The organism is Rhizobacter sp. (genome assembly GCF_032229685.1).
GTDB lineage: Bacteria > Pseudomonadota > Gammaproteobacteria > Burkholderiales > Burkholderiaceae_C > LMDS01.
Window position 1 is genome coordinate 122647 of the sequence record NZ_JAVTWP010000038.1, and the last position, 21391, is coordinate 144037.

Sequence of the window (21391 nt, forward strand, 5' to 3'; positions counted from 1 at the left end):
GCCGCTCGCCAGCGATCATGAGGCCGCGTTCGGCCCCGTTTCCTGGAGATACCGGACCGACAGCACACCGGCGATGCCGGCCAGGTCTTGCAGCAGCGTGGCCGGCACGGGGCTGTCGACGTCGACCAGCGTGTAGGCCATGTCGCCGCGCGACTTGTTCACCATGTTGTGGATGTTCAGGCCGGCGTGGGCCATCGCGGTGGAGATTTGCCCCAGCATGTTGGGCACGTTGGCATTGGCGATGGCGATGCGGTGCGCCGATTCGCGCTCCATCGAAACCGGCGGGAAGTTCACCGCGTTGACGATGTTGCCGTGTTCCAGGTAGTCGCGCAGCTGCTCGGCCACCATGATGGCGCAGTTCTCTTCGGCTTCGGCCGTGGAAGCACCCAGGTGCGGCAACGCGACCACGCGGGCGTGGCCGTTGATCGCGGCACTGGGAAAGTCGCACACGTACCAACCGAGCTTGCCGGCGTTCAGCGCGTTCAGCACCGCGTTTTCGTTGACCACGCCTTCGCGAGAAAAATTGAGCAGCACCGCACCCGGGCGCATCAGCGTCAGGTTGTCGGCGTTGACCAGGTCGCGCGTGGCGTCGATCAGCGGAACATGCAGCGTGACGAAGTCGGAGTTCTTCAGCACCTCGTTGACGCCGGCGGCTTTTTTCACCTGCGCCGGCAGGCTCCAGGCGGCGTCGACGGTGATGTGCGGGTCGTGGCCGAACACGTCCATGCCGAGCTTGATGGCGGCATCGGCGACCAGACAACCGACCTTGCCCAGGCCGACGATGCCGAGCGTGTGGCCGGCGAGCTCGCGGCCGGCGAAGTGTTTCTTGCCTTCTTCGACGGTCTTGTCCATGCCTTCGGCGGCCGGGTCGAGCCCCGCCACGAAACGCAGCGCCGGCGCGAGGTTGCGCGCCGAGAGCAGCATGCCGGCGAGCACCAGCTCCTTCACCGCGTTGGCGTTGGCGCCGGGGGCGTTGAACACCGGCACGCCGCGTTCGCTCATCGTCTTGACGGGGATGTTGTTGGTGCCGGCACCGGCGCGGGCGATCGCGCGCACGCTGGGCGGGATGTCGAGTGCGTGCATGTCGGCCGAGCGCACCAGCACGGCGTCGGGCGAGGGCAGGTCCTTGCCCACGGTGTAGCGGTCGCCCGGCAGGCGCTTCAGGCCGTTCGGTGAGATGGCGTTGAGCACCATCACCTTGAACGGCTCAGCGCGGGCATCAGCCATGGCTGGCCTCGAACTCTTTCATGTAGGCCACGAGCGCTTTCACGCCTTCCATCGGCATGGCGTTGTAGATCGAGGCGCGCATGCCACCGACCGAGCGGTGGCCCTTGAGCTGCAGCATCGAACGCGCCTGCGCGCCCTTCAGGAAGGCTTCGTCGAGCGCTTCGTCTTTCAGCTTGAAGGGCACGTTCATCAGCGATCGGTCTTCGCGGGCCACCGGGCTCGTGTAGAACTTGCTCGTGTCGAGCAGGTCGTAGAGCAGCGCCGCCTTGGTGCGGTTGTGCTGCTCGATGCCGGCCAGGCCGCCCTGCGCCTTGATCCACTTGAACACCAGCCCGGCGATGTAGATCGCGTAGGTGGGCGGGGTGTTGAGCATGGAATCGTTGTCGGCCTGCTGCTTGTAGTCGAAGGCCGAAGGGCAGACCGGCAATGCCTGGCCGATCAAATCGTCGCGCACGATCACGATCGTGAGGCCGGCCGGGCCGATGTTCTTCTGCGCGCCGCCGTAGATCAGGCCGTACTTCGACACGTCGACCGGGCGCGACAGGATGCTCGAGGACATGTCGGCCACCAGCGGCACGTCGCCCACATCGGGCGTGAAGTGGTACTCGACGCCGCCGATGGTCTCGTTCGAGCAGATGTGCACGTAGGCCGCGTCCTTGTCGAGCTGCCAGGTGTCGCGCGGCGGGATGCGGTCGAAGTTCGTGGCCTCGGAGCTGGCGGCCACGTTGACCTTGGCGTACTTCTTCGTTTCCTTGATCGACTTCTTCGACCACTCGCCGGTGTTGATGTAGTCGGCGCTCGACTTGCCGCGCAGCATGTTCATCGGCACGATGGCGTTCTCGGCCATCGCGCCGCCCTGCATGAAGAGCACCTTGTAGTTCTTGGGCACGGCCATCAGTTCGCGCAGCAGGCTTTCGGCCTCGGCGTGGATCGAGATGAATTCCTTGCCGCGGTGGCTCATTTCCATCACCGACATGCCCGAGCCGTGCCAGTCGAGCATTTCTTCGGCTGCCTGGCGCAGCACCGATTCGGGCAGCGCGGCCGGGCCGGCGCTGAAGTTGAAAACACGGGTCATGGGCTGGTTCTCTTTCGCAAGTGCGCACCGGGCGCAAAGAAGTCGGCTCGTGAGCTTAGCCGAAGCCGCTCCTGTTAGATTGCCGCATGAGCGACCTGACCTTCTTCTGGCACGACTACGAAACCTTCGGTCGCGTGCCGCGCCGCGACCGGCCGGCACAGTTCGCCGGCATCCGCACCGATGCCGATCTGAACGAGATCGAGGCGCCGGTGATGCTGTACTGCCAGCCCGCGCCCGACTACCTGCCCGACCCGGAGTCATGCCTGCTCACGGGCATCCTGCCGCAGACCTGCCTGGCGCGTGGCGTGCCCGAGCACGCCTTCGCCGACGCGATCGAAGAGCAATTGGCCCGGCCCGGCACGGTGGGCGTGGGCTACAACTCGATCCGCTTCGACGACGAAGTGACGCGCCATCTTTTCTGGCGCTGCCTGATCGACCCCTATGCGCGCGAGTGGCAGAACCAGTGCGGCCGTTGGGACATTCTCGACGTCGTGCGCGCCGCCTGGGCGCTGCGCCCCGAAGGCATCGAGTGGCCGAAACACGACGACGGACGGCCCTCGTTCAAGCTCGAACACCTGACGCAGGCCAACGGCCTGGCGCACGACGCGGCGCACGACGCCTTGTCGGACGTGCGCGCCACCATCGCGCTGGCGCGGCTCATCAAGACGAAGCAGCCCCGGCTGTGGGACTTCTGCCTGAAGCTGCGCAAGAAAGACGCGGTCGTCGCCGAGATGGGCGTGGGCCAGCCCTTCCTGCACATCTCGGGCATGTACGGCGTGGAGCGTGGCGGCCTGGCCCTGGTGTGGCCGATGGCACCGCACCCGGCCAACAAGAACGAAGTGATCGTCTGGGATCTGAGCGCCGACCCGGCGGAACTGCTGACGCTGAACGCCGAGGCGATCCGCCTGCGCATGTTCAGCAAGTCCGAAGACCTGCCCGAAGGCGTGGCGCGGCTGCCGCTCAAGACCGTGCACATCAACAAGTCGCCGATCGTGATCGGCAACCTGAAGACGCTGAGCGACGCGACGGCGTCGAAGTGGGGACTCGACGTGGCGCAGGCGCATCGCCACGCAGACGTGCTGAAGGAGAAAGCCAACCTGCTCGCCGGCATCTGGCCCGCGGTGTTCGAGCGGCCGGCGCGCGAGGCCACAACCGATGTCGACGAAGACCTGTACGGCGGCTTCGTCGGCAATGAAGACCGGCGTGCGCTGGAGCGGCTGCGCGCGCTGGGTGGCGAAGAGCTGGCCGCCAAGCGCCCGGCATTCGCCGACGCCCGCCTCGACGAGTTGTTGTTCAGGTTTCGTGCCCGCAACTTCCCCGAGACGCTGAGCGAGCCGGAACAGTTGCAGTGGCAGCAGCATTGCGCGCACCGGCTGCACGAAGGCGCGGGCGGTGCGCTCACGCTCGCGGCATTCTTCGAACGAATCGACCAGCTCGAAGAACAAGCCGACGAGCGCGGGCAGGACATTCTTGGCGCCCTGGTCGACTACGCGACCGGCATCGCGCCCGAACTCGACTGACTTTGGGGGTGGCCCCTCTCACCGCCTTTGGAGTAGGCTCTCGCGTCATCAACGACGGAGCCTTCCATGCCGATGAATCAACGCGTTCTTGCACTCGCCGCGGCGAGCCTCGTGCTGGCCTCGTGCTCGCCGATGCCGGCGCAACCCCCGGTGACTCCGGGGGCTCCGGTGGCGGCGGTCAAGGACGGTGAGCTCGCCGTGCCGGCCAACTACCGCAGCTGGCCCAAGTTCCTGTCGGGCGTGCAGCGCCCCGACGCCAAGCAGGTGCGCGAGATCTACATGAACCCGGTCGCCACCGGCGCCACGGCGGCCTTCGGCTTCCCGAACGGCACGGTCTTCGTGATGGAGAACTACGCGGCGGCCGAGAAGCCCGACGGCACGCTCCAGCAAGGCCCGGACGGCAAGCTCGTGAAGGGCAGCCTGCTGCGCGTGTTCGTGATGGGCAAGAACGAAGGCTGGGGCGCGTCGGCCCCTGACGGCCTGAAGAACGGCGACTGGGTCTACGCGGCCTATCTGGCCGGCGGTGAAAAGGCGCCCGAGTCGACGCTCACGTGCCGTGCCTGCCACCTGCCGTTGACGGCGAGCAAGGACTTCGTGCACCGCTACGACGAGTACTTCGCCAGGGCAGCCGCACCGCGTTGACGCTGCGCGCGCCACTACAACTCCTCACAGCGCTGCAAAGGGCCAGCAGACAGAATCCGCTTCGGCCGGGTGGCCAGCGGTGTGTGGAGGGATTGCGATGAAGTTCGACTGGAAGTCTGCGGCGGCCGGCATCTGCCTGCCGCTGTTCCTGGCCGCCTGCGGTGGCGGCACCGACAGCCCGGCCGCGGGCCAGGCGCCCACCGCCAGCATCACGGCGCCGGCGGCTGACGCCACCTTCAAGGCCGGCGACACGATCGCGTTTGCTGGCACCGGCACCGACCCCGAAGACGGTGTGCTCGCCGGCACGCAGCTCACCTGGTGGGTCAACCTGCACCACGACACCCACAACCACCCGCTGTTGCTCGACACCACGGGCGCGAACGGAAGCGTGACCATACCGGTGCGCGGCGAAACTTCCGACAACATCTTCTACCGCTTTCACCTGCGTGCGACCGACAGCGCCGGCCAAACCCACGAGGTCACGCGCGACGTGCTGCCGCAGAAGGCGCAAATCACGCTGGCGACCGCTCCCGCGGGCCTGGCGCTTACGCTCGACGGCCAGCCGGTCACGGCGCCGCGGGTGGTGACCGGGGTGGTCGGCATCGAGCGTGACCTCGGTGCCGCGGCGCAGAACTTCAACGGCCGCCGCTACGTGTTCGCCACCTGGAGCGACGGCGGCGCCGCCACGCACACGGTGGCCACACCTTCGGCGAACACCACCTACACCGCGACCTTCACCGACACCGGCCCGGTCGCCAACAACGCGCCGGTGGTGGCACTCACCGGCACTCCGGCGAACGGCACCACCGGCGTGCAGATCACGCTCGCGGCCACGGCGACCGACAGCGACGACAGCGTGGCGAAGGTCGAGTTCTTCGACGGCGCCACCAAGCTCGGCGAAGACACGAGCAGCCCCTACACGCTGGCCTGGACGCCGGTCACCACCGGCGCGCACAGCATCACCGCACGCGCGACCGACAACTTCGGCCTGGCCGCCACCAGCGCTGCCGAGGTCGTGAACGTGAGCGCACCGGGCGGTGTCGACACCCAGGCGCCGGTGGCTGCGCTCACCGCGCCGGCCGCCTTCGCCGCCGGCCTGAGCGGCACGCTGACACTCTCGGCCACCGCAACCGACAACGTCGGCGTGACCGGCGTCGAGATCCAGCTCGACGGCAGCCAGATCGGCAGCACCAGCACCGGCAGCCCGCACAGCGTGAGCGTCGACACCAACGCCTACACCTCTGGCCAGCATGTGGTGCGCTCGCGAGCGCGTGACGCCGCGGGCAATGTGTCGGCCTGGGTCAGCCGCACCGTGCACTTCGGCGGCAACCGCGTGTTGCCGGCCGGCTTCACGATGAACCAGTCGTGGATCACGGGCCTGAGCAGCGCGACCGCGTTTGCGCAGGCGCCCGATGGCCGAATCCTCATCGCGCAACAAGGTGGCGCGCTCCGGGTGGTGAAGGCCGGTGCCCTGCTGGCTCCACCGATGCTCACGGTCACGGTCGATTCGAATGGCGAACGAGGCCTGATCGGTGTGACGGTCCACCCGAACTTCGCGAGCAACGGCTATGTCTACGTGTACTACACGACGGCCGAGGGCGGAACTCACAACCGCGTGAGTCGTTTCACCGCCACCGGCGACACCGCTGGCAGCGAACAGATCATTTTCGAACTGCCGGCGTTGTCGGCCACCAACCACAACGGTGGTGCGATGCACTTCGGCATTGACGGCAAGCTTTACGTGGCCGTGGGCGACAACGCCAACAGTTCGAACGCGCCCTTGCTTACCAGCGTCTTTGGCAAGATGCTGCGCCTCAACGACGACGGCACGGTCCCGGCCGACAACCCGTTCGTCGCCACCACCACCGGCCAAGCCCAGGCCATCTGGGCGCGCGGCTTGCGCAACCCATTCACGTTCGCCGTGCAGCCCGGCACCGGCCGGATTCACATCAACGATGTGGGCGAGGGCACCTGGGAAGAGATCAACCTCGGCGTGCCAGGCGCGAGCTACGGGTGGCCGGGCTCGGAAGGGCCCGACAACGTGAGCGCCGGCGTCACCGGGCCGCTCTTCACCTACAAGCACAGTGCCGCAACGCCGGTGGCCGGTGCCGGGCCGGGTGGTTTCTTCACCGGCTTCGCGATCGCCGGCGGCGCGTTCTACCCCGATGCTGCCCCGTTCCCGGCGGGTTACCGCAACAGCTACTACTTTGCCGACTACGTGAGCAAGTTCGTCGGGCGCTACGACTGGGTGAACAACGCAAGCTACGCCTTCGCCACGGTCAGCGGTTCGCCGGTGGACTTGCTCACCGGTACCGATGGCGCGCTCTACCTGCTGACACGCGGTGGCATCACACGCTTCAGCGCACCATGAAAAAGGCCGGCCGCGCAGTGACGCGCTGCCGGCCCGATCTTCGGAGCCGTGAGATCAGGCGCCGACCTTTTCTGCCGCGTCGTTGAATTCTTCGATCTTGTCGAAGTTCAGGTACTGGTAGACCTTGCTGCTGGCGGCGTCGAGCACGCCCATGTCGGCCATGTATTCGGCCCGTGTGGGAATGCGGCCGAGCTTCGAGCAGATCGCTGCCAGTTCGGCCGAGCCGAGGTAGACGTTGCTGTTCTTGCCGAGCCGGTTCGGGAAGTTGCGCGTGCTGGTGCTGAACACCGTGGCGCCTTCTTTCACCTGGGCCTGGTTGCCCATGCACAGGCTGCAGCCAGGCATTTCCATGCGCGCGCCGGCGTTGCCGAGCACGCCGTAGTGGCCTTCGTCGCTGAGCTTCTTCGCGTCCATCTTGGTGGGCGGTGCGACCCACAGCTTGACGGGGATGTCGCGCTTGCCTTCGAGCAACTTGCTCGCGGCGCGGAAATGGCCGATGTTGGTCATGCACGAGCCGATGAACACTTCGTCGATCACGGCACCCGACACTTCGCTGAGCGTCTTCACGTCGTCGGGGTCGTTGGGGCAGGCGACGATGGGCTCGTGCACGTCGGCCAGGTCGATCTCGATCACGGCGGCGTATTCGGCATCGGCGTCGCCCTTGAGCAACTGCGGGTTCGCGAGCCAGGCCTCTTGGGCTGCAATGCGGCGCTGCAGCGTGCGCGCGTCGGCATAGCCCTCGGCGATCATCCACTTCATCAGCGTGATGTTGCTGTTGATGTATTCCTTGATCGGCTCGGGGTTCAGGTGCACGGTGCAGCCGGCGGCGCTGCGTTCGGCCGAAGCGTCGCTCAGCTCGAAGGCCTGTTCCACCTTCAGGTCGGGCAGGCCTTCGATCTCGAGGATGCGGCCGCTGAAGATGTTCTTCTTGCCCTTTTTCTCGACCGTCAGCAGCCCCGCCTTGATGGCGTAGAGCGGGATCGCGTTGACCAGGTCGCGCAGCGTCACGCCGGGTTGCAGCTTGCCTTTGAATCGCACCAGCACGCTTTCGGGCATGTCGAGCGGCATCACGCCGGTGGCGGCGGCGAAGGCCACCAGGCCCGAGCCGGCCGGGAAGCTGATGCCGATCGGGAAACGCGTGTGGCTGTCGCCGCCGGTGCCCACGGTGTCGGGCAACAAGAAGCGGTTAAGCCAGCTGTGGATCACGCCGTCACCCGGGCGCAGCGAGATGCCGCCACGCGTGCTGATGAAGGCCGGCAGCTCGTGGTGCGTTTTCACGTCGACCGGCTTCGGGTACGCGGCGGTGTGGCAGAAGCTCTGCATCACCAGGTCGGCGCTGAAGCCCAGGCAGGCCAGGTCTTTCAGTTCGTCGCGCGTCATCGGGCCGGTGGTGTCTTGCGAGCCGACCGAGGTCATGCGCGGCTCGCAGTAGGTTCCAGGGCGCACGCCTTGCTGCACGCCGTTCACGACCGGCAGGCCGCAGGCCTTGCCGACCATCTTCTGGCCCAGGCTGAAACCCTTCTTCGTGTCGGCCGGGTTCTGCGGCAGGCGGAACAAGGTGCTCGGTGCCAGGCCCAGCGCTTCGCGCGCCTTGGCGGTCAGGCCGCGGCCGATGATCAGCGGAATGCGGCCGCCGGCGCGCACTTCGTCGAACAGCACGTCGCTCTTGACCGTGAACTCGGCGATGACCTTGCCGTCTTTCAGCGCCTTGCCGTCATAGGGGCGCAGCTCGACCACGTCGCCCATGTTCATCTGGCTCACGTCGAGCTCGATCGGCAGGGCGCCCGAGTCTTCCATCGTGTTGTAGAAGATCGGCGCGATCTTGCCGCCCAGGCACACGCCGCCGAAACGTTTGTTCGGCACGAAGGGAATGTCTTCGCCGGTGAACCACAGTACCGAGTTGGTCGCCGACTTGCGCGACGAGCCGGTGCCGACCACGTCGCCCACGTAGGCCACGAGGTGGCCCTTGGCGCGCAGGTCTTCGATGAACCGAACAGGGCCCCGCTTGCCTTCTTCTTCGGGCACCACACCGGCGCGCGGGTTCTTGTGCATGGCCAGTGCGTGCAGCGGGATGTCGGGGCGGCTCCAGGCGTCGGGTGCCGGCGACAGATCGTCGGTGTTGATCTCGCCCGTCACCTTGAAGATGCTGACGGTGATGCTCTTCGGCACTTCGGGGCGCGAAGTGAACCACTCGGCGTCGGCCCAACTCTGCAGCACCGCCTTGGCGTTGGCGTTGCCCTTGGCGGCCTTGTCCTGCACGTCGTGGAACTGGTCGAACATCAGCAGCGTTTTCTTCAACGCGTCGGCCGCGGTGGCACCGACGGTCGGGTCATCGAGCAGGTCGGTCAGCGGGTGGATGTTGTAGCCGCCGAGCATGGTGCCCAGCAGTTCGGTGGCACGCTGGCGATCGATCAGCGGGCACTTCTCGGTGCCGTGCGCCACGGCGGCGAGGTACGAGGCCTTGACCTTGGCGGCGTCGTCCACGCCGGCGGGCACGCGGTGCGTGATCAGATCGACCAGCGTTGTTGCTTCGCCAGCCGGCGGGGCCTTCAGCAACTCGATCACTTCAGCGGTCTGCTGGGCCGACAGCGGCAGCGGCGGGATGCCGAGCGCAGCGCGTTCGGCGACATGTTGGCGGTAGGCTTGAAGCATGGTCGTGGCTCCTGGGAAGGTCGGGTGAAATCGGGCCGGAACGTCAGGGTGCCTTGGGCACGATGACTTTCAGACCCTTGAAATAGTCGCGGAAGAAGCCCGCGTCGCGTGTGATGAGTGCGCTGCATTGAAGCAAGGCATGTGCCCCGACGATGAAGTCGGGCACGGTGCGCTGAGCCGTCGGGCCGGTCTTGCCGAGCGTGCGCAGGCGCTGCTTGTAGCGGCGCTGCATCTCGCCTGCGCGGATCGCCGCCTTGCGCTCGACGGGCAGGTAGCTCATGCCCATCTCTTCGACCACGTCCATGATCTCGGCGCCGTGGCCGAGGCCGGCCGTGATCTCGCTGACGACCACGTCGCACAACACCACCGGGCCGTGCGCGAGCGCGTCGCGCAGGCTCAGCTCGGCGGCGCCGGCGCGGGCGTCTTCGCCCAGCAGGTCGATCAGCACCGAGGTGTCGATGGCGATCATCAGGCGTCGGTCGGGTCGCCGGGCGCGCGGCCGCGCAGTTCGCGCATCACGTCGTCGGTGGTCACGCCGGCCGGCAGCTTGAAGCGGCCGCGGGCGCGCGAAATGGCGTCGTCGACGTTTTTGCGCAGGATGATCCTGCCGCCGTCGAGCTCGACCTTGAGCTGGGTGCCCTTGGTCAGGCCCAGGGCGTCACGCACGGCCTTGGGCAGGGTGATCTGGCCGCGTTCGGCCACGGTGGCTTCCATGCATCGCCCTCCGAAACAGTATGCATGAATTGTACATACTTTCAGTTGCGTACTGGAGTGAACTTCCGGGGCGCCGCAAAAGAAGCGGGCTCCGTCGCGCAAGGCGACGGAGCCCGTTCCGGGGGAGGGCGGCGGATCAGCTCGCGGCCGACGCGACCTTGGCGTGCTTTTCGTTGACGCAGCCGTCGAGCAGGCGCTGGCCCGACTTGACGTTGAGCAGCATCGACTTGTTGGCGATCTGGATCACCAGGGTCTCGCCCTTCACGTCTTCGAGACGGATTGCGCCGGTTTCGGAGGCCACGGGCTTCATCACGTACACCGACTTGCCGAAGCGCAGTTCGGCGTAGCCGGGGAACTTGGGAATCGACGAGACCTGCACGCTCTTGTCGAACTCGCACAGGTAGGTGCCGTAGAACACGCGCTCGGCAGCGGCCAGTTGCGCCGGGGTGGCGGCGACCGGGTCGGCAGAGGCGGCAGCCGGTGCAGCCTTCTTGGCGGCGACAGGCGCCTTGGCAGCCGGTTTGGCGGCCGGCGCGGCGGTTTGAGCTTGGGAAGCGACGCTGGCGGCGCACAGGGCGACGGCCAAGCCGATGGTGGACAGACGGTTCATTCGGGAATCTCCTCAACGCGATGGTGGTGCGAGCGCATTGTCTGCACACGGCAGCCGGTCCGCCACGCCGTCACGATTCCGATTGAAACAAAGTGCAGAGAGCGGCGAGGCCCGGCCGCGCGAGATGTCTGCGCACTATTGCGCACACGCCGCTGTGCCGACAGCGCCCGGCGTGAGCCGCATCACGTCTTGCCGTGCCGCACGGTCCCACAGCGTCGCGGCGCGCTGCTGCCGCCGTTTCGTTTCGGATACAGGAGCGACGTTTTGCGCCGCGGTGCTTCAGGCGCTGCCCGTGCCGAACCAGGCGCGCCCGGCTTCGGCGGGCAAGGCCTGCCCGGTGCGCGCGGCCCGCTCGAGCACCTGCCAGAAGTAGCGGTAGCTGGCGCGGTCGTGCAGCGAGTCGCGGCCGCCGGACCGGTGGCGGATCGGCGCCCAGTGCGCCGCCTGCGCAGCGCTGATGATCTCGGTCGCCTGTTCGATCTCGGCCGCACCCGGCGCGAACGCGGCGACGATCGGCCGGATCTGGTTCGGGTGAATGCTCCACATCCGCGTGTAGCCGAGCTCGCGCGCGGCTTTCGTGGCGGCTGCGGACACGGCTTGCAGGTCGTTGAACTCGGTCACGACGCAGTGTGAAGGCGTCTTGGCAAAGCCGTGGCACGCGGCGGCGATGGCGAGCTTGGCGCGCAGCACCAGCGGGTGTGTGAACTGGCCTTCGACACTCATGCCGCTGGCCGGGATTGCACCGCGGTGGGCGGAGACGAAGTCCATCAGCCCGAACGAGACCGACTCGACGCGCGGGTGCGCGGCGATGCGCTCGACATCACGCAGCGCGCCATGGGTTTCGACGAGCACATGCACGGGGATTTGCCGGCCGACGCCGTGCACACGGATCTGGTGGTCGATCTCGGCGCAGGCACGTTCCACATCGGCGAAGTGGCGTGGCTTGGGCACCATCAGGTAGGCGAGCCGGCTGCCGGCGCGCTTGACGAGTGTGCCGGTCTCCTGAGCGAACGCCGGGTGATCGACCGGATGCACGCGCGCGCCGACGCGGCCGTGAACATTGGCCGCCGACATGAGCATCTCGGCGACCAGGTGCGCGTGTTCGGCCTCGCCGCCGACCGCGGCACCGTCTTCGCAGTCGAGCGTCACGTCGAACACCGGCCCGAGCTCTGCCTGCAGCTCCAGGCTCTTGCGCATGCGCACTTCGACGCCGGCGTAGTGGTCGCACACCGGCAAGGGCGTGGCGCCCTCATCGGTGTCGAACAGGGCCTGGCGCGGGTGAACGAACGTGTCGCTCATGGCCGCAGCGCGATCAGAGCAGGTGCTTCACGCCGTCCTGTTCGCCTTGCAGCTCGGCCAGCGTCACGTTGATGCGCTCCTGGCTGAAGGCGTCGATGGCCAGGCCTTCGACGAGCTTGTATTCGCCACCGGCGCAGGTGACCGGGAAGCCGAACATCACGTCTTTCGGGATGCCGTACTGGCCGTCGGACGGGATGCCCATCGTGACCCACTTGCCGTTGGTGCCGAGCGCCCAGTCGCGCATGTGGTCGATGGCGGCGTTGGCGGCCGAAGCGGCCGACGACACGCCACGCGCCGCGATGATGGCCGCGCCGCGCTTGCCCACGGTGGGCAGGAAGGTGTCGGCGTTCCAGACCTGGTCGTTGATCATGTCTTTCACGCTCGCGCCGCCGACGGTGGCGAAGCGGTAGTCGGCGTACATGGTCGGCGAGTGGTTGCCCCAGACGGTGAGCTTTTCGATGTCGGCCACGGCCTTGCCGGTTTTCGCGGCGATCTGGCTCAGCGCGCGGTTGTGGTCGAGGCGCAGCATCGCGGTGAAGTTCTTGCGCGGCAAGTCGGGCGCGCTCTTCATCGCGATGTAGGCGTTGGTGTTGGCCGGGTTGCCGACCACGAGCACCTTGACGTTGCGGCTGGCCACGGCGTTCAGCGCCTTGCCTTGCGCCGTGAAGATCTCGGCGTTGACGGCCAGCAGCTCGGCGCGTTCCATGCCCGGGCCGCGCGGGCGCGAACCGATCAGCAAGGCGTAGTCGACGTCCTTGAATGCCGTCATCGGGTCGCCGTGGGCTTCGATGCCCGCCAGCAGCGGGAAAGCGCAGTCTTCGAGCTCCATGATCACGCCCTTGAGCGCGGCTTGCGGTTTTTCCATCGGCACTTCGAGCAGGCTCAGGATGACGGGTTGGTCCTTGCCGAGCATTTCGCCCGAGGCGATGCGGAACAGCACGGCGTAGCCGATCTGGCCTGCGGCACCGGTGACGGCAACGCGAACGGGTTTCTTGCTCATGGGAGATCTCCGAAGAAGGGTAGGCAGGAGGAAGGGTGGAAATGGGGCGCGACGGGCTCGCGGCAGGGCTGAAGTTTAGGCCAGACGGGAGGCTGGATTCGGGATTTCCCGGGCCCAGACAGATCTTATGTCTTACATAAGACATCATTTCGCGGAGCCGTGGACGCTCGCGAGCGCATGTGATGCAATCCGGGCATGCCTGTTTCCGCCACGTCTTCCGCGACCGCATCGCTCTTGACCGAAGAAGCTGCAGACAGCCCCGCCTTCAGCCCGCTGTACCAGCAGATCAAGACGCTGATGACGCGCAGCCTGCAGCAGGGCGAGTGGCGGCCCGGCGAGGCGATTCCGAGCGAGACCGAACTGGCGCTGCGCTTCAAGGTCAGCCAGGGCACGGTGCGCAAGGCGATCGACGCGATGGCGGCCGACAACCTGCTCGTGCGCCGCCAAGGCAAGGGTACCTTCGTGGCGACGCACGCCGAAGAGAAGATCCAGTTCCGCTTCCTGCGGCTGATGCCCGACTCGGCCGAGCAGGGCGGCATGAGCCGCCGCTTCATCGACTGCCAGCGCCAGCGCGCACCGGCCGAACTGGCGCGTGCACTGAACCTGAAGCCGAGTGACGCGACCATCCGCGTGCGGCGCCTGCTGTCGTTTCGCGGCGCGCCGGTCGTGCTCGACGACATCTGGCTGCCGGCCCAGCTTTTCAAGGGCCTGACGGCCGAGCGCCTGAGCAGCTACCGCGGCCCCATGTACGGCCTGTTCGAGAGCGAGTTCGGCGTGCGCATGATCCGCGCCGAAGAAAAGATCCGCGCGGTGGCGGCCGACGACGCGAGCGCCGCGTTGCTGGGCTTGCCGCCGGGTTCGCCTTTGCTCAGCGTCGAGCGACTGTCGATGACCTACGGCGATCGGCCCGTCGAACTGCGGCGCGGTTTGTACAGCACTGCCGCGCATTACTACCGGAATGAACTCAGTTGAAGCCGCTTCGCGGCGCACCGTTTTGGCCTATTCCGACCGGTCGGCCGATGAACTCTGTTGCATTGCAATAAACTCTACGGGTTACCGAGAGGTTTCCTCCCATCTGAACTACGTCGAGAGGCAAGGCTGAACATGGCGCTGACAGCAAAACCAAGACCGGGCGAGAACATGCGGCTGCTCGACGCGCTCGGCTACCGCCTGCCGCTCGCGGGCGTGGTGTCGATCCTGCACCGTGCCAGCGGCGGCCTCATGTTCATCCTGATGCCGTTCATCATCTGGATGTTCGACACCAGCCTGACCTCCGAAATCTCTTACGCGCAGTTCACGGCCGTGTTCGCCGGCGGCGCTGGTTTTCTGCCGGGTTGGTTCTTCAAGCTGGTCGCGCTCGCCCTGATCTGGGCCTACCTGCACCATTTCATCGCAGGTGTGCGCCATTTGTGGATGGACGCCACGCACGCCGTCACGCTCGAGTTCGGCCGCAAGTCGGCGATCTTCACGTTGGTGGTGAGTGTCGTGTTGACGCTGGCGCTCGGCGCCAAGCTCTTCTTCTGAGGCGGCACGAGCCATGGCAAACAATTTCGGTTCCAAGCGCATCGTCGTCGGGGCGCACTACGGTCTGCGCGACTGGCTTTCGCAGCGCGTCACGGCGGCGCTGATGGCCTTGTTCACGCTCGCCGTCATCGTGCAGGTGCTGCTGCCCGGCGAGATGGGTTACGACAAGTGGGCCGGCATGTTCTCGCGCCAATGGATGAAGGTGCTGACCTTCGTCGTGATCGTGTCGCTGCTGGTTCATGTGTGGGTCGGCATGCGTGACATCTGGATGGACTACGTGAAGCCGGTCGGCGCACGGCTCGCGGCCCAGGTGTTCACGATCGTGTGGCTGGTCGCCTGTGCGGGTTGGGCCATTCAAGTGCTTTGGAGACTTTGACGATGCAAGCGGGTACTACTCCCCTGTCGGCCGGCACGGCTTCCGTGTCGCGCCGCAAGTTCGACGTGGTGATCGTCGGTGCCGGTGGTTCCGGCATGCGCGCTTCGCTGCAACTGTCGCTTGCCGGCCTGAACGTGGCCGTGCTGTCCAAGGTGTTCCCGACGCGTTCGCACACGGTGGCAGCGCAAGGCGGCATCGGCGCTTCGCTCGGCAACATGAGCGAAGACAACTGGCACTACCACTTCTACGACACCGTGAAGGGCTCCGACTGGCTCGGCGACCAGGACGCGATCGAGTTCATGTGCCGCGAGGCGCCCAAGGTCGTGTACGAGCTCGAGCACTTCGGCATGCCCTTCGACCGCAACCCCGACGGCACCATTTACCAGCGCCCGTTCGGCGGCCACACCGCGAACTACGGCGAAAAGCCGGTGCAGCGCGCCTGCGCCGCGGCCGACCGCACCGGCCACGCGATGCTGCACACGCTGTACCAGCAGAACGTCAAGTCGCGCACCAACTTCTTCGTCGAGTGGATGGCGCTCGACCTGATCCGCGACGCCGATGGCGACGTGGTCGGCGTCACCGCGCTCGAGATGGAAACCGGCGACGTGCACATTCTCGAGGCCAAGACCGTGCTGCTCGCCACCGGCGGGGCAGGGCGCATCTTCGCTGCCAGCACCAACGCCTTCATCAACACCGGCGACGGCCTGGGCATGGCGGCGCGCGCCGGCCTGCCGCTCGAAGACATGGAGTTCTGGCAGTTCCACCCGACCGGCGTGGCCGGTGCCGGCGTGTTGCTGACCGAAGGCTGCCGTGGCGAGGGCGCCATTCTGCGCAACAGTGACGGCGAGCGCTTCATGGAACGTTACGCGCCCACGCTGAAAGACCTGGCGCCGCGCGACTTCGTCTCGCGCTGCATGGACCAGGAAATCAAGGAAGGGCGGGGCTGCGGCCCGAACAAGGACTACATCGTCCTCGACATGACGCACCTCGGCGCCGAGACCATCGCCAAGCGCCTGCCCAGCGTGCTGGAGATCGGGCACAACTTCGCCAACGTCGACATCACGAAAGAGCCGATTCCGGTGGTGCCGACGATCCACTACCAGATGGGCGGCGTGCCGACCAACATCCACGGCCAGGTGGTCGCGCCGAAAGACGGCAACCCGAACGCCATCGTGAACGGCTTGTACGCGGTCGGTGAATGTGCGTGCGTCAGCGTGCACGGCGCCAACCGTCTGGGCACGAACTCGCTGCTCGACCTGCTGGTCTTCGGCCGCGCCGCCGGCAACCACATCGTCGACAGCGCGCTCAAGACCAAGACCCACAAGCCGCTGCCGGCCGACGCGGCCGACTACACGCTGGCACGCCTCGCCAAGTACGACGCCACCACCGGCGGCGAGTACGCCCAGGACGTGGCCAACGACATCCGCAAGACGATGCAGCAGCACGCCGGCGTGTTCCGCACCCAGGCGTCGATGGACGAAGGCGTGGTCGCCGTCAAGGCGCTCGCCGAGCGGGTCAAGGGAATCCACCTGGCCGACAAGTCGAAGGTGTTCAACACCGCACGCATCGAAGCGCTCGAGGTCGACAACCTGATCGAAGTGGCCCTCGCCACCATGGTCTCGGCCGCCGCCCGGCGCGAGAGCCGCGGCGCGCACACCGTGAACGACTACGGCGATTCGCCGGAGTTTCCGAACGGCCGCAACGACGGTGTCTGGATGAAGCACTCGCTCTGGTACAGCGAGGGCAACCGGCTCGACTACAAGCCGGTGCAGCTGAAGCCGCTCACCGTCGATTCGATCCCGCCCGTGGTTCGCACGTTTTAATTCCAGAGGCAGCCGTCATGACGAAGCGCGTGTTCCAGATCTACCGCTACGACCCCGATACCGACACCAAGCCGCGCATGCAGACCATCGAGGTCGAGCTCGACGGCAGCGAGCGCATGCTGCTCGACGCGTTGAACAAGCTGAAGGCCGTCGACCCAACCTTGAGCTTCCGGCGCTCGTGCCGTGAAGGCGTGTGCGGCTCCGACGCGATGAACATCAACGGCAAGAACGGTCTGGCCTGCCTGACCAACATGCGCACGCTGCCCGGCGTGGTGGTGCTCAAGCCGTTGCCCGGCCTGCCGGTGATCCGCGACCTGATCGTCGACATGACGCAGTTCTTCAAGCAGTACAACTCGATCAAGCCGTATCTCGTGAACGACGAGGCACCCCCCGAGAAAGAGCGCCTGCAGTCGCCCGAAGAGCGCGACGAGCTCAACGGCCTGTACGAGTGCATCCTGTGCGCAAGCTGTTCCACGAGCTGCCCGAGCTTCTGGTGGAACCCCGACAAGTTCGTCGGCCCCGCCGGCCTGCTGCAAGCCTACCGCTTCATCGCCGACAGCCGCGACCAGGCGACCGGCGACCGGCTCGACAACCTCGAAGACCCGTACCGCCTGTTCCGCTGCCACACCATCATGAACTGCGTCGACGTCTGCCCGAAGGGCCTGAACCCGACCAAGGCGATCGGCAAGATCAAGGAACTGATGGTGCGCCGCGCCGTCTGACCTGCAGCCGCGTCAGTGAAAAGTCATCCACGCCATGCACACTGCGATCGACGAGCGGGCGCTGAGCAAGCTGCGGTGGCGTTGCCGGCGAGGGCTGCTCGAGAACGACCTGTTCGTCGAGCGCTTCTTCAACCGGCATGCCAGCACGCTGACACATGATCAGGCCCAAGGTTTGCAAGTGCTGATGGATCTCTCGGACAACGACTTGCTCGACCTTCTGCTGGCCCGCAAGGAGCCTGAAGGCGAGTTGCTGCGCGACGATGTGGCGCAGGTGTTGCAAATGATGCGGACGCCCCCGTGACGGGGCGCCAGCGGCCCGTTAAAACCAGGAACTTCAAGGAAAGCCCATGACCCCGTCCGACGTGAAAGCCACCCTGTCCTTTTCCGACGGCAGCCCGTCCATGGAGATGCCGCTTTACAAGGGCACGATCGGCCCGGATGTGATCGACATCCGCAAGCTCTACGCGCAGACCGGCAAGTTCACCTACGACCCGGGTTTCCTCTCGACCGCGTCGTGCAACTCCACCATCACCTACATCGACGGCGACAAGGGCGAGCTGCTGTACCGCGGCTACCCGATCGAGCAGCTGGCCGAGAACTGCGACTACCTCGAAACCTGTTACCTGCTGCTCAAGGGCGAGCTGCCCAACGCGACGCAGAAGACCGACTTCACCAAGCTCGTGACCAACCACACCATGGTCAACGAGCAGATGCAGTTCTTCCTGCGCGGGTTCCGGCGCGACGCGCACCCGATGGCGATCATGACCGGCCTCGTCGGCGCGCTCTCGGCCTTCTATCACGACAGCACCGACATCCATAACCAGGAGCACCGCGACATCTCGGCGATCCGCCTGATCGCCAAGATGCCCACGCTGGTGGCCATGGCCTACAAGTACACCGTCGGCCAGCCCTACATCTATCCGAAGAACGATCTCTCGTACGCCGGCAACTTCATGCGCATGATGTTCGCCACGCCCTGCGAAGAATACGTGCCCAACGACGTGCTGGTGCGCGCGATGGACCGCATCTTCATCCTGCATGCCGACCACGAGCAGAACGCGTCGACCTCGACCGTGCGCCTGTGCGGGTCGTCGGGCACCAACCCGTTCGCTGCCATCGCGGCGGGCGTGGCCTGCCTGTGGGGCCCCGCGCACGGCGGCGCCAACGAAGCGGCGCTGAACATGTTGTCCGACGTGCAGCGGGCCGGCGGCGTCGAGAAGATCGGCGAGTTCATCAAGCAGGTGAAAGACAAGAACTCCAACGTCAAGCTGATGGGCTTCGGCCACCGCGTGTACAAGAACTACGACCCGCGCGCCAAGCTGATGCGCGAGACCTGCCACGAAGTGCTGGACGCGCTCGGCCTGCACAACGACCCGATCTTCAAGCTGGCGATGGCGCTCGAGAAGATCGCGCTCGAAGACGACTACTTCGTGTCGCGCAAGCTCTACCCGAACGTCGACTTCTATTCGGGCATCGTGCAGCGCGCGATCGGCATCCCGGTGCCGCTGTTCACCGCCGTGTTCGCTCTGGCGCGCACGGTCGGCTGGATCGCGCAACTGAACGAAATGATCGGTGACCCCGAGTACAAGATCGGCCGCCCGCGCCAGCTGTTCAACGGCTCGACCGCGCGCAGCGTCACGCCGCTCGCCAAGCGCGCCTGAGCTGCAGGGCAGGCGCTGCGCCAAGCCGCCCCTGTGAAGGGTGCGGCTTGCGCCTAAAATCGCTGTTTTGACTGGTGCCCTCGGGCGCTGCAGTGACCATGCCACGCACGCTGTACGACAAGATCTGGGACGAGCACGTCGTCCACACCGAAGACGACGGCACGGCCGTGCTCTACATCGACCGGCATCTGGTCCATGAAGTGACGAGCCCGCAGGCTTTCGACGGGCTCACGCTCGCGGACCGCAAGGTCTGGCGCTTGTCGGCCAACCTGGCGGTGAGCGACCACAACGTGCCGACCACCGACCGTTCGCATGGCATCGCCGACCCGGTCTCGCGCCTGCAGGTCGACACGCTCGACGCCAACTGCGACCGGCTCGGCATCACGCAGTTCAAGATGAACGACCGGCGCCAGGGCATCGTGCACGTGATCGGGCCGGAGCAGGGCGCCACGCTGCCGGGCATGACCGTCGTGTGCGGTGACTCGCACACCTCGACCCATGGCGCGTTCGGCGCGCTGGCGCACGGCATCGGCACGAGTGAGGTCGAGCACGTGCTCGCCACGCAGACGCTCCTGGCGAAGAAGGCGAAGAACCTGCTGGTGCGCGTCGAAGGCAAGCTGAGCGCGGGCTGCAGTGCCAAAGACATGGTTCTGGCCATCATCGGCAAGATCGGCACCGCCGGCGGCACCGGCTACACCATCGAATTCGCAGGCTCCGCCGTTCGTGCCCTCAGCATGGAAGGGCGCATGACGGTCTGCAACATGGCCATCGAAGCCGGTGCACGTGCCGGTCTGGTGGCGGTGGACGACACGACGATCGCCTACGTGAAGGGCCGGCCGTTCTCGCCGGCGCCCGGGCTCGAATGGGACCAGGCGGTCCGCTACTGGAGCACGCTGCATTCCGACGCCGGCGCGCACTTCGATCTCGTGGTCGAGCTCGACGCGGCGCAGATCCGCCCGCAGGTCACCTGGGGCACCTCGCCCGAGATGGTGCTGTCGATCGAAGACCGCGTGCCCGACCCCGACCGCGAGAAAGACGCGAACAAGCGTGGTGCCATCGAGCGAGCCCTGTCGTACATGGCGCTCGAGCCCAACAAGCCGATCGCCGACATCCTGATCGACAAGGTGTTCATCGGTTCCTGCACCAACTCGCGCATCGAAGACCTGCGCGAAGCGGCCGCCGTGGTTCGCCGCATCGGGCGCAAGGTCGCTTCGAACGTGAAGCTCGCGATGATCGTTCCCGGCTCGGGCCTCGTGAAGGAACAGGCCGAACGCGAAGGGCTCGACAAGATCTTCAAGGCGGCGGGTTTCGAGTGGCGCGAGCCAGGCTGTTCGATGTGTCTGGCCATGAACGCCGATCGTCTGGAACCGGGTGAACGCTGCGCTTCCACCAGCAACCGCAATTTCGAAGGCCGCCAGGGCGCCGGTGGGCGCACCCACCTCGTCAGCCCGGCGATGGCCGCGGCCGCCGCCATCGAAGGCCACTTCGTCGACGTGCGCCGCCTCGTCTGACGCTACCACCGAGCACACCATGACACCGTTTCGCATTCACGCCGGCCTGGTCGCTCCGATGGACCGCGAAAACGTCGACACCGACGCGATCATTCCGAAGCAGTTCCTGAAGTCGATCAAGAAGTCGGGCTTCGGCCCCAACCTGTTCGACGAGTGGCGCTACCTCGATCTCGGCGAGCCTGGCCAAGACCCGGCCTCGCGCCGGCCGAACCCCGACTTCGTGCTGAACCAGCAGCGCTACAAGGGCGCCTCGGTGCTGCTGGCACGCAAGAACTTCGGCTGCGGCTCATCGCGCGAGCACGCACCCTGGGCGCTCGACCAGTTCGGATTTCGTGCCCTGATCGCGCCGAGCTACGCCGACATCTTCTACAACAACTGCTTCAAGAACGGCCTGCTGCCGATTGTGCTGCCCGAATACGAAGTGGCGAAGCTGTTCGATGAGGTCGCGGCCTTCGTGGGCTACTCGCTGACGATCGACCTCGAACGCCAGGTCGTGATCAAACCCGATGGCACGACACTCGCCTTCGATGTGCAGCCGTTTCGCAAGTACTGCCTGCTGGGCGGTTTCGACGACATCGGCCTCACGCTGCGCCATGCCGACAAGATTCGGGCCTTCGAGGCCGAGCGCCTGCTCAGCAAGCCCTGGCTGGCGCACCGCATCTGA

20 protein-coding genes are annotated in these 21391 nt (G+C 66.4%); 12 read left to right on the forward strand and 8 right to left on the reverse strand.

Features of this window, described 5'->3' with window-relative positions:
* Nucleotides 1-15: 15 nt before the first annotated feature.
* Both AC30PD_RS16715 and serC read right to left on the reverse strand, forming a co-directional pair.
* On the reverse strand, nt 16-1227 hold the full coding sequence (locus AC30PD_RS16715; RefSeq protein ID WP_489536797.1) for a phosphoglycerate dehydrogenase: 1212 nt from the start codon (nt 1225-1227) through the stop codon (nt 16-18).
* A complete protein-coding gene (gene serC / locus AC30PD_RS16720) occupies nt 1220-2302 on the reverse strand; it encodes a 3-phosphoserine/phosphohydroxythreonine transaminase (RefSeq protein WP_489536798.1) in 1083 nt (360 codons plus the stop codon). The genes AC30PD_RS16715 and serC overlap by 8 nt, the downstream gene beginning before the upstream one ends.
* 86 nt (nt 2303-2388) lie before the next feature.
* Here serC and sbcB point away from each other — a divergent pair, with 86 nt between their 5' ends.
* The 3 genes from sbcB to AC30PD_RS16735 all read left to right on the forward strand — a co-directional run bounded on the left by sbcB (nt 2389) and on the right by AC30PD_RS16735 (nt 6835).
* Nucleotides 2389-3822: an exodeoxyribonuclease I gene (gene sbcB, locus AC30PD_RS16725; RefSeq protein WP_489536799.1), complete on the forward strand. Its 1434-nt coding sequence runs from the start codon at nt 2389-2391 to the stop codon at nt 3820-3822.
* A gap of 66 nt (nt 3823-3888) precedes the next feature.
* Nucleotides 3889-4464: a cytochrome P460 family protein gene (locus AC30PD_RS16730; RefSeq protein ID WP_489536800.1), complete on the forward strand. Its 576-nt coding sequence runs from the start codon at nt 3889-3891 to the stop codon at nt 4462-4464.
* Nucleotides 4465-4561: 97 nt separating this feature from the next.
* Nucleotides 4562-6835: a PQQ-dependent sugar dehydrogenase gene (locus AC30PD_RS16735; protein ID WP_489536801.1), complete on the forward strand. Its 2274-nt coding sequence runs from the start codon at nt 4562-4564 to the stop codon at nt 6833-6835.
* Nucleotides 6836-6889: 54 nt separating this feature from the next.
* Here AC30PD_RS16735 and acnB read toward each other — a convergent pair whose 3' ends face one another.
* The 6 genes from acnB to AC30PD_RS16765 form a co-directional block, all read right to left on the reverse strand.
* Entirely contained in the window at nt 6890-9487 is a 2598-nt protein-coding gene (gene acnB, locus AC30PD_RS16740; RefSeq protein WP_489536802.1) for a bifunctional aconitate hydratase 2/2-methylisocitrate dehydratase, read from the reverse strand.
* 43 nt (nt 9488-9530) lie between these two features.
* Complete coding sequence (locus AC30PD_RS16745) at nt 9531-9956, reverse strand: type II toxin-antitoxin system VapC family toxin (protein WP_489536803.1); 426 nt, start codon at nt 9954-9956, stop codon at nt 9531-9533.
* Nucleotides 9956-10201, reverse strand: a complete 246-nt coding sequence (locus AC30PD_RS16750) for an AbrB/MazE/SpoVT family DNA-binding domain-containing protein (protein ID WP_489536804.1) — start codon at nt 10199-10201, stop codon at nt 9956-9958. The genes AC30PD_RS16745 and AC30PD_RS16750 overlap by 1 nt, the downstream gene beginning before the upstream one ends.
* Before the next feature lie 136 nt (nt 10202-10337).
* On the reverse strand, nt 10338-10811 hold the full coding sequence (locus tag AC30PD_RS16755) for a hypothetical protein (RefSeq protein ID WP_489536805.1): 474 nt from the start codon (nt 10809-10811) through the stop codon (nt 10338-10340).
* Between the two features lie 279 nt (nt 10812-11090).
* Nucleotides 11091-12110: an HpcH/HpaI aldolase/citrate lyase family protein gene (locus AC30PD_RS16760; protein ID WP_489536806.1), complete on the reverse strand. Its 1020-nt coding sequence runs from the start codon at nt 12108-12110 to the stop codon at nt 11091-11093.
* A 13-nt stretch (nt 12111-12123) separates the two neighbouring features.
* On the reverse strand, nt 12124-13110 hold the full coding sequence (locus AC30PD_RS16765) for a malate dehydrogenase (RefSeq protein WP_489536807.1): 987 nt from the start codon (nt 13108-13110) through the stop codon (nt 12124-12126).
* Between the two features lie 195 nt (nt 13111-13305).
* Between AC30PD_RS16765 and AC30PD_RS16770 the strand changes: the two genes are divergently transcribed.
* From AC30PD_RS16770 to leuD, 9 genes are all read left to right on the forward strand, one after another.
* The gene (locus AC30PD_RS16770) at nt 13306-14082 is read left to right on the forward strand and encodes a GntR family transcriptional regulator (protein ID WP_489536808.1); all 777 of its coding nucleotides are present in this window, start codon (nt 13306-13308) and stop codon (nt 14080-14082) included.
* A 132-nt stretch (nt 14083-14214) separates the two neighbouring features.
* Nucleotides 14215-14634, forward strand: a complete 420-nt coding sequence (gene sdhC / locus AC30PD_RS16775) for a succinate dehydrogenase, cytochrome b556 subunit (protein WP_489536809.1) — start codon at nt 14215-14217, stop codon at nt 14632-14634.
* A 13-nt stretch (nt 14635-14647) separates the two neighbouring features.
* Entirely contained in the window at nt 14648-15010 is a 363-nt protein-coding gene (sdhD, locus tag AC30PD_RS16780) for a succinate dehydrogenase, hydrophobic membrane anchor protein (protein ID WP_489536810.1), read from the forward strand.
* A gap of 2 nt (nt 15011-15012) precedes the next feature.
* The gene (gene sdhA / locus AC30PD_RS16785; RefSeq protein ID WP_489536811.1) at nt 15013-16833 is read left to right on the forward strand and encodes a succinate dehydrogenase flavoprotein subunit; all 1821 of its coding nucleotides are present in this window, start codon (nt 15013-15015) and stop codon (nt 16831-16833) included.
* Nucleotides 16834-16850: 17 nt separating this feature from the next.
* Nucleotides 16851-17555, forward strand: a complete 705-nt coding sequence (locus tag AC30PD_RS16790) for a succinate dehydrogenase iron-sulfur subunit (RefSeq protein WP_489536812.1) — start codon at nt 16851-16853, stop codon at nt 17553-17555.
* A 34-nt stretch (nt 17556-17589) separates the two neighbouring features.
* Entirely contained in the window at nt 17590-17856 is a 267-nt protein-coding gene (locus tag AC30PD_RS16795) for an FAD assembly factor SdhE (protein ID WP_489536813.1), read from the forward strand.
* 46 nt (nt 17857-17902) lie between these two features.
* On the forward strand, nt 17903-19216 hold the full coding sequence (gene gltA, locus AC30PD_RS16800; protein WP_489536814.1) for a citrate synthase: 1314 nt from the start codon (nt 17903-17905) through the stop codon (nt 19214-19216).
* Between the two features lie 98 nt (nt 19217-19314).
* The gene (gene leuC, locus AC30PD_RS16805) at nt 19315-20727 is read left to right on the forward strand and encodes a 3-isopropylmalate dehydratase large subunit (RefSeq protein WP_489536815.1); all 1413 of its coding nucleotides are present in this window, start codon (nt 19315-19317) and stop codon (nt 20725-20727) included.
* Nucleotides 20728-20746: 19 nt separating this feature from the next.
* Complete coding sequence (leuD, locus tag AC30PD_RS16810) at nt 20747-21391, forward strand: 3-isopropylmalate dehydratase small subunit (protein WP_489536816.1); 645 nt, start codon at nt 20747-20749, stop codon at nt 21389-21391.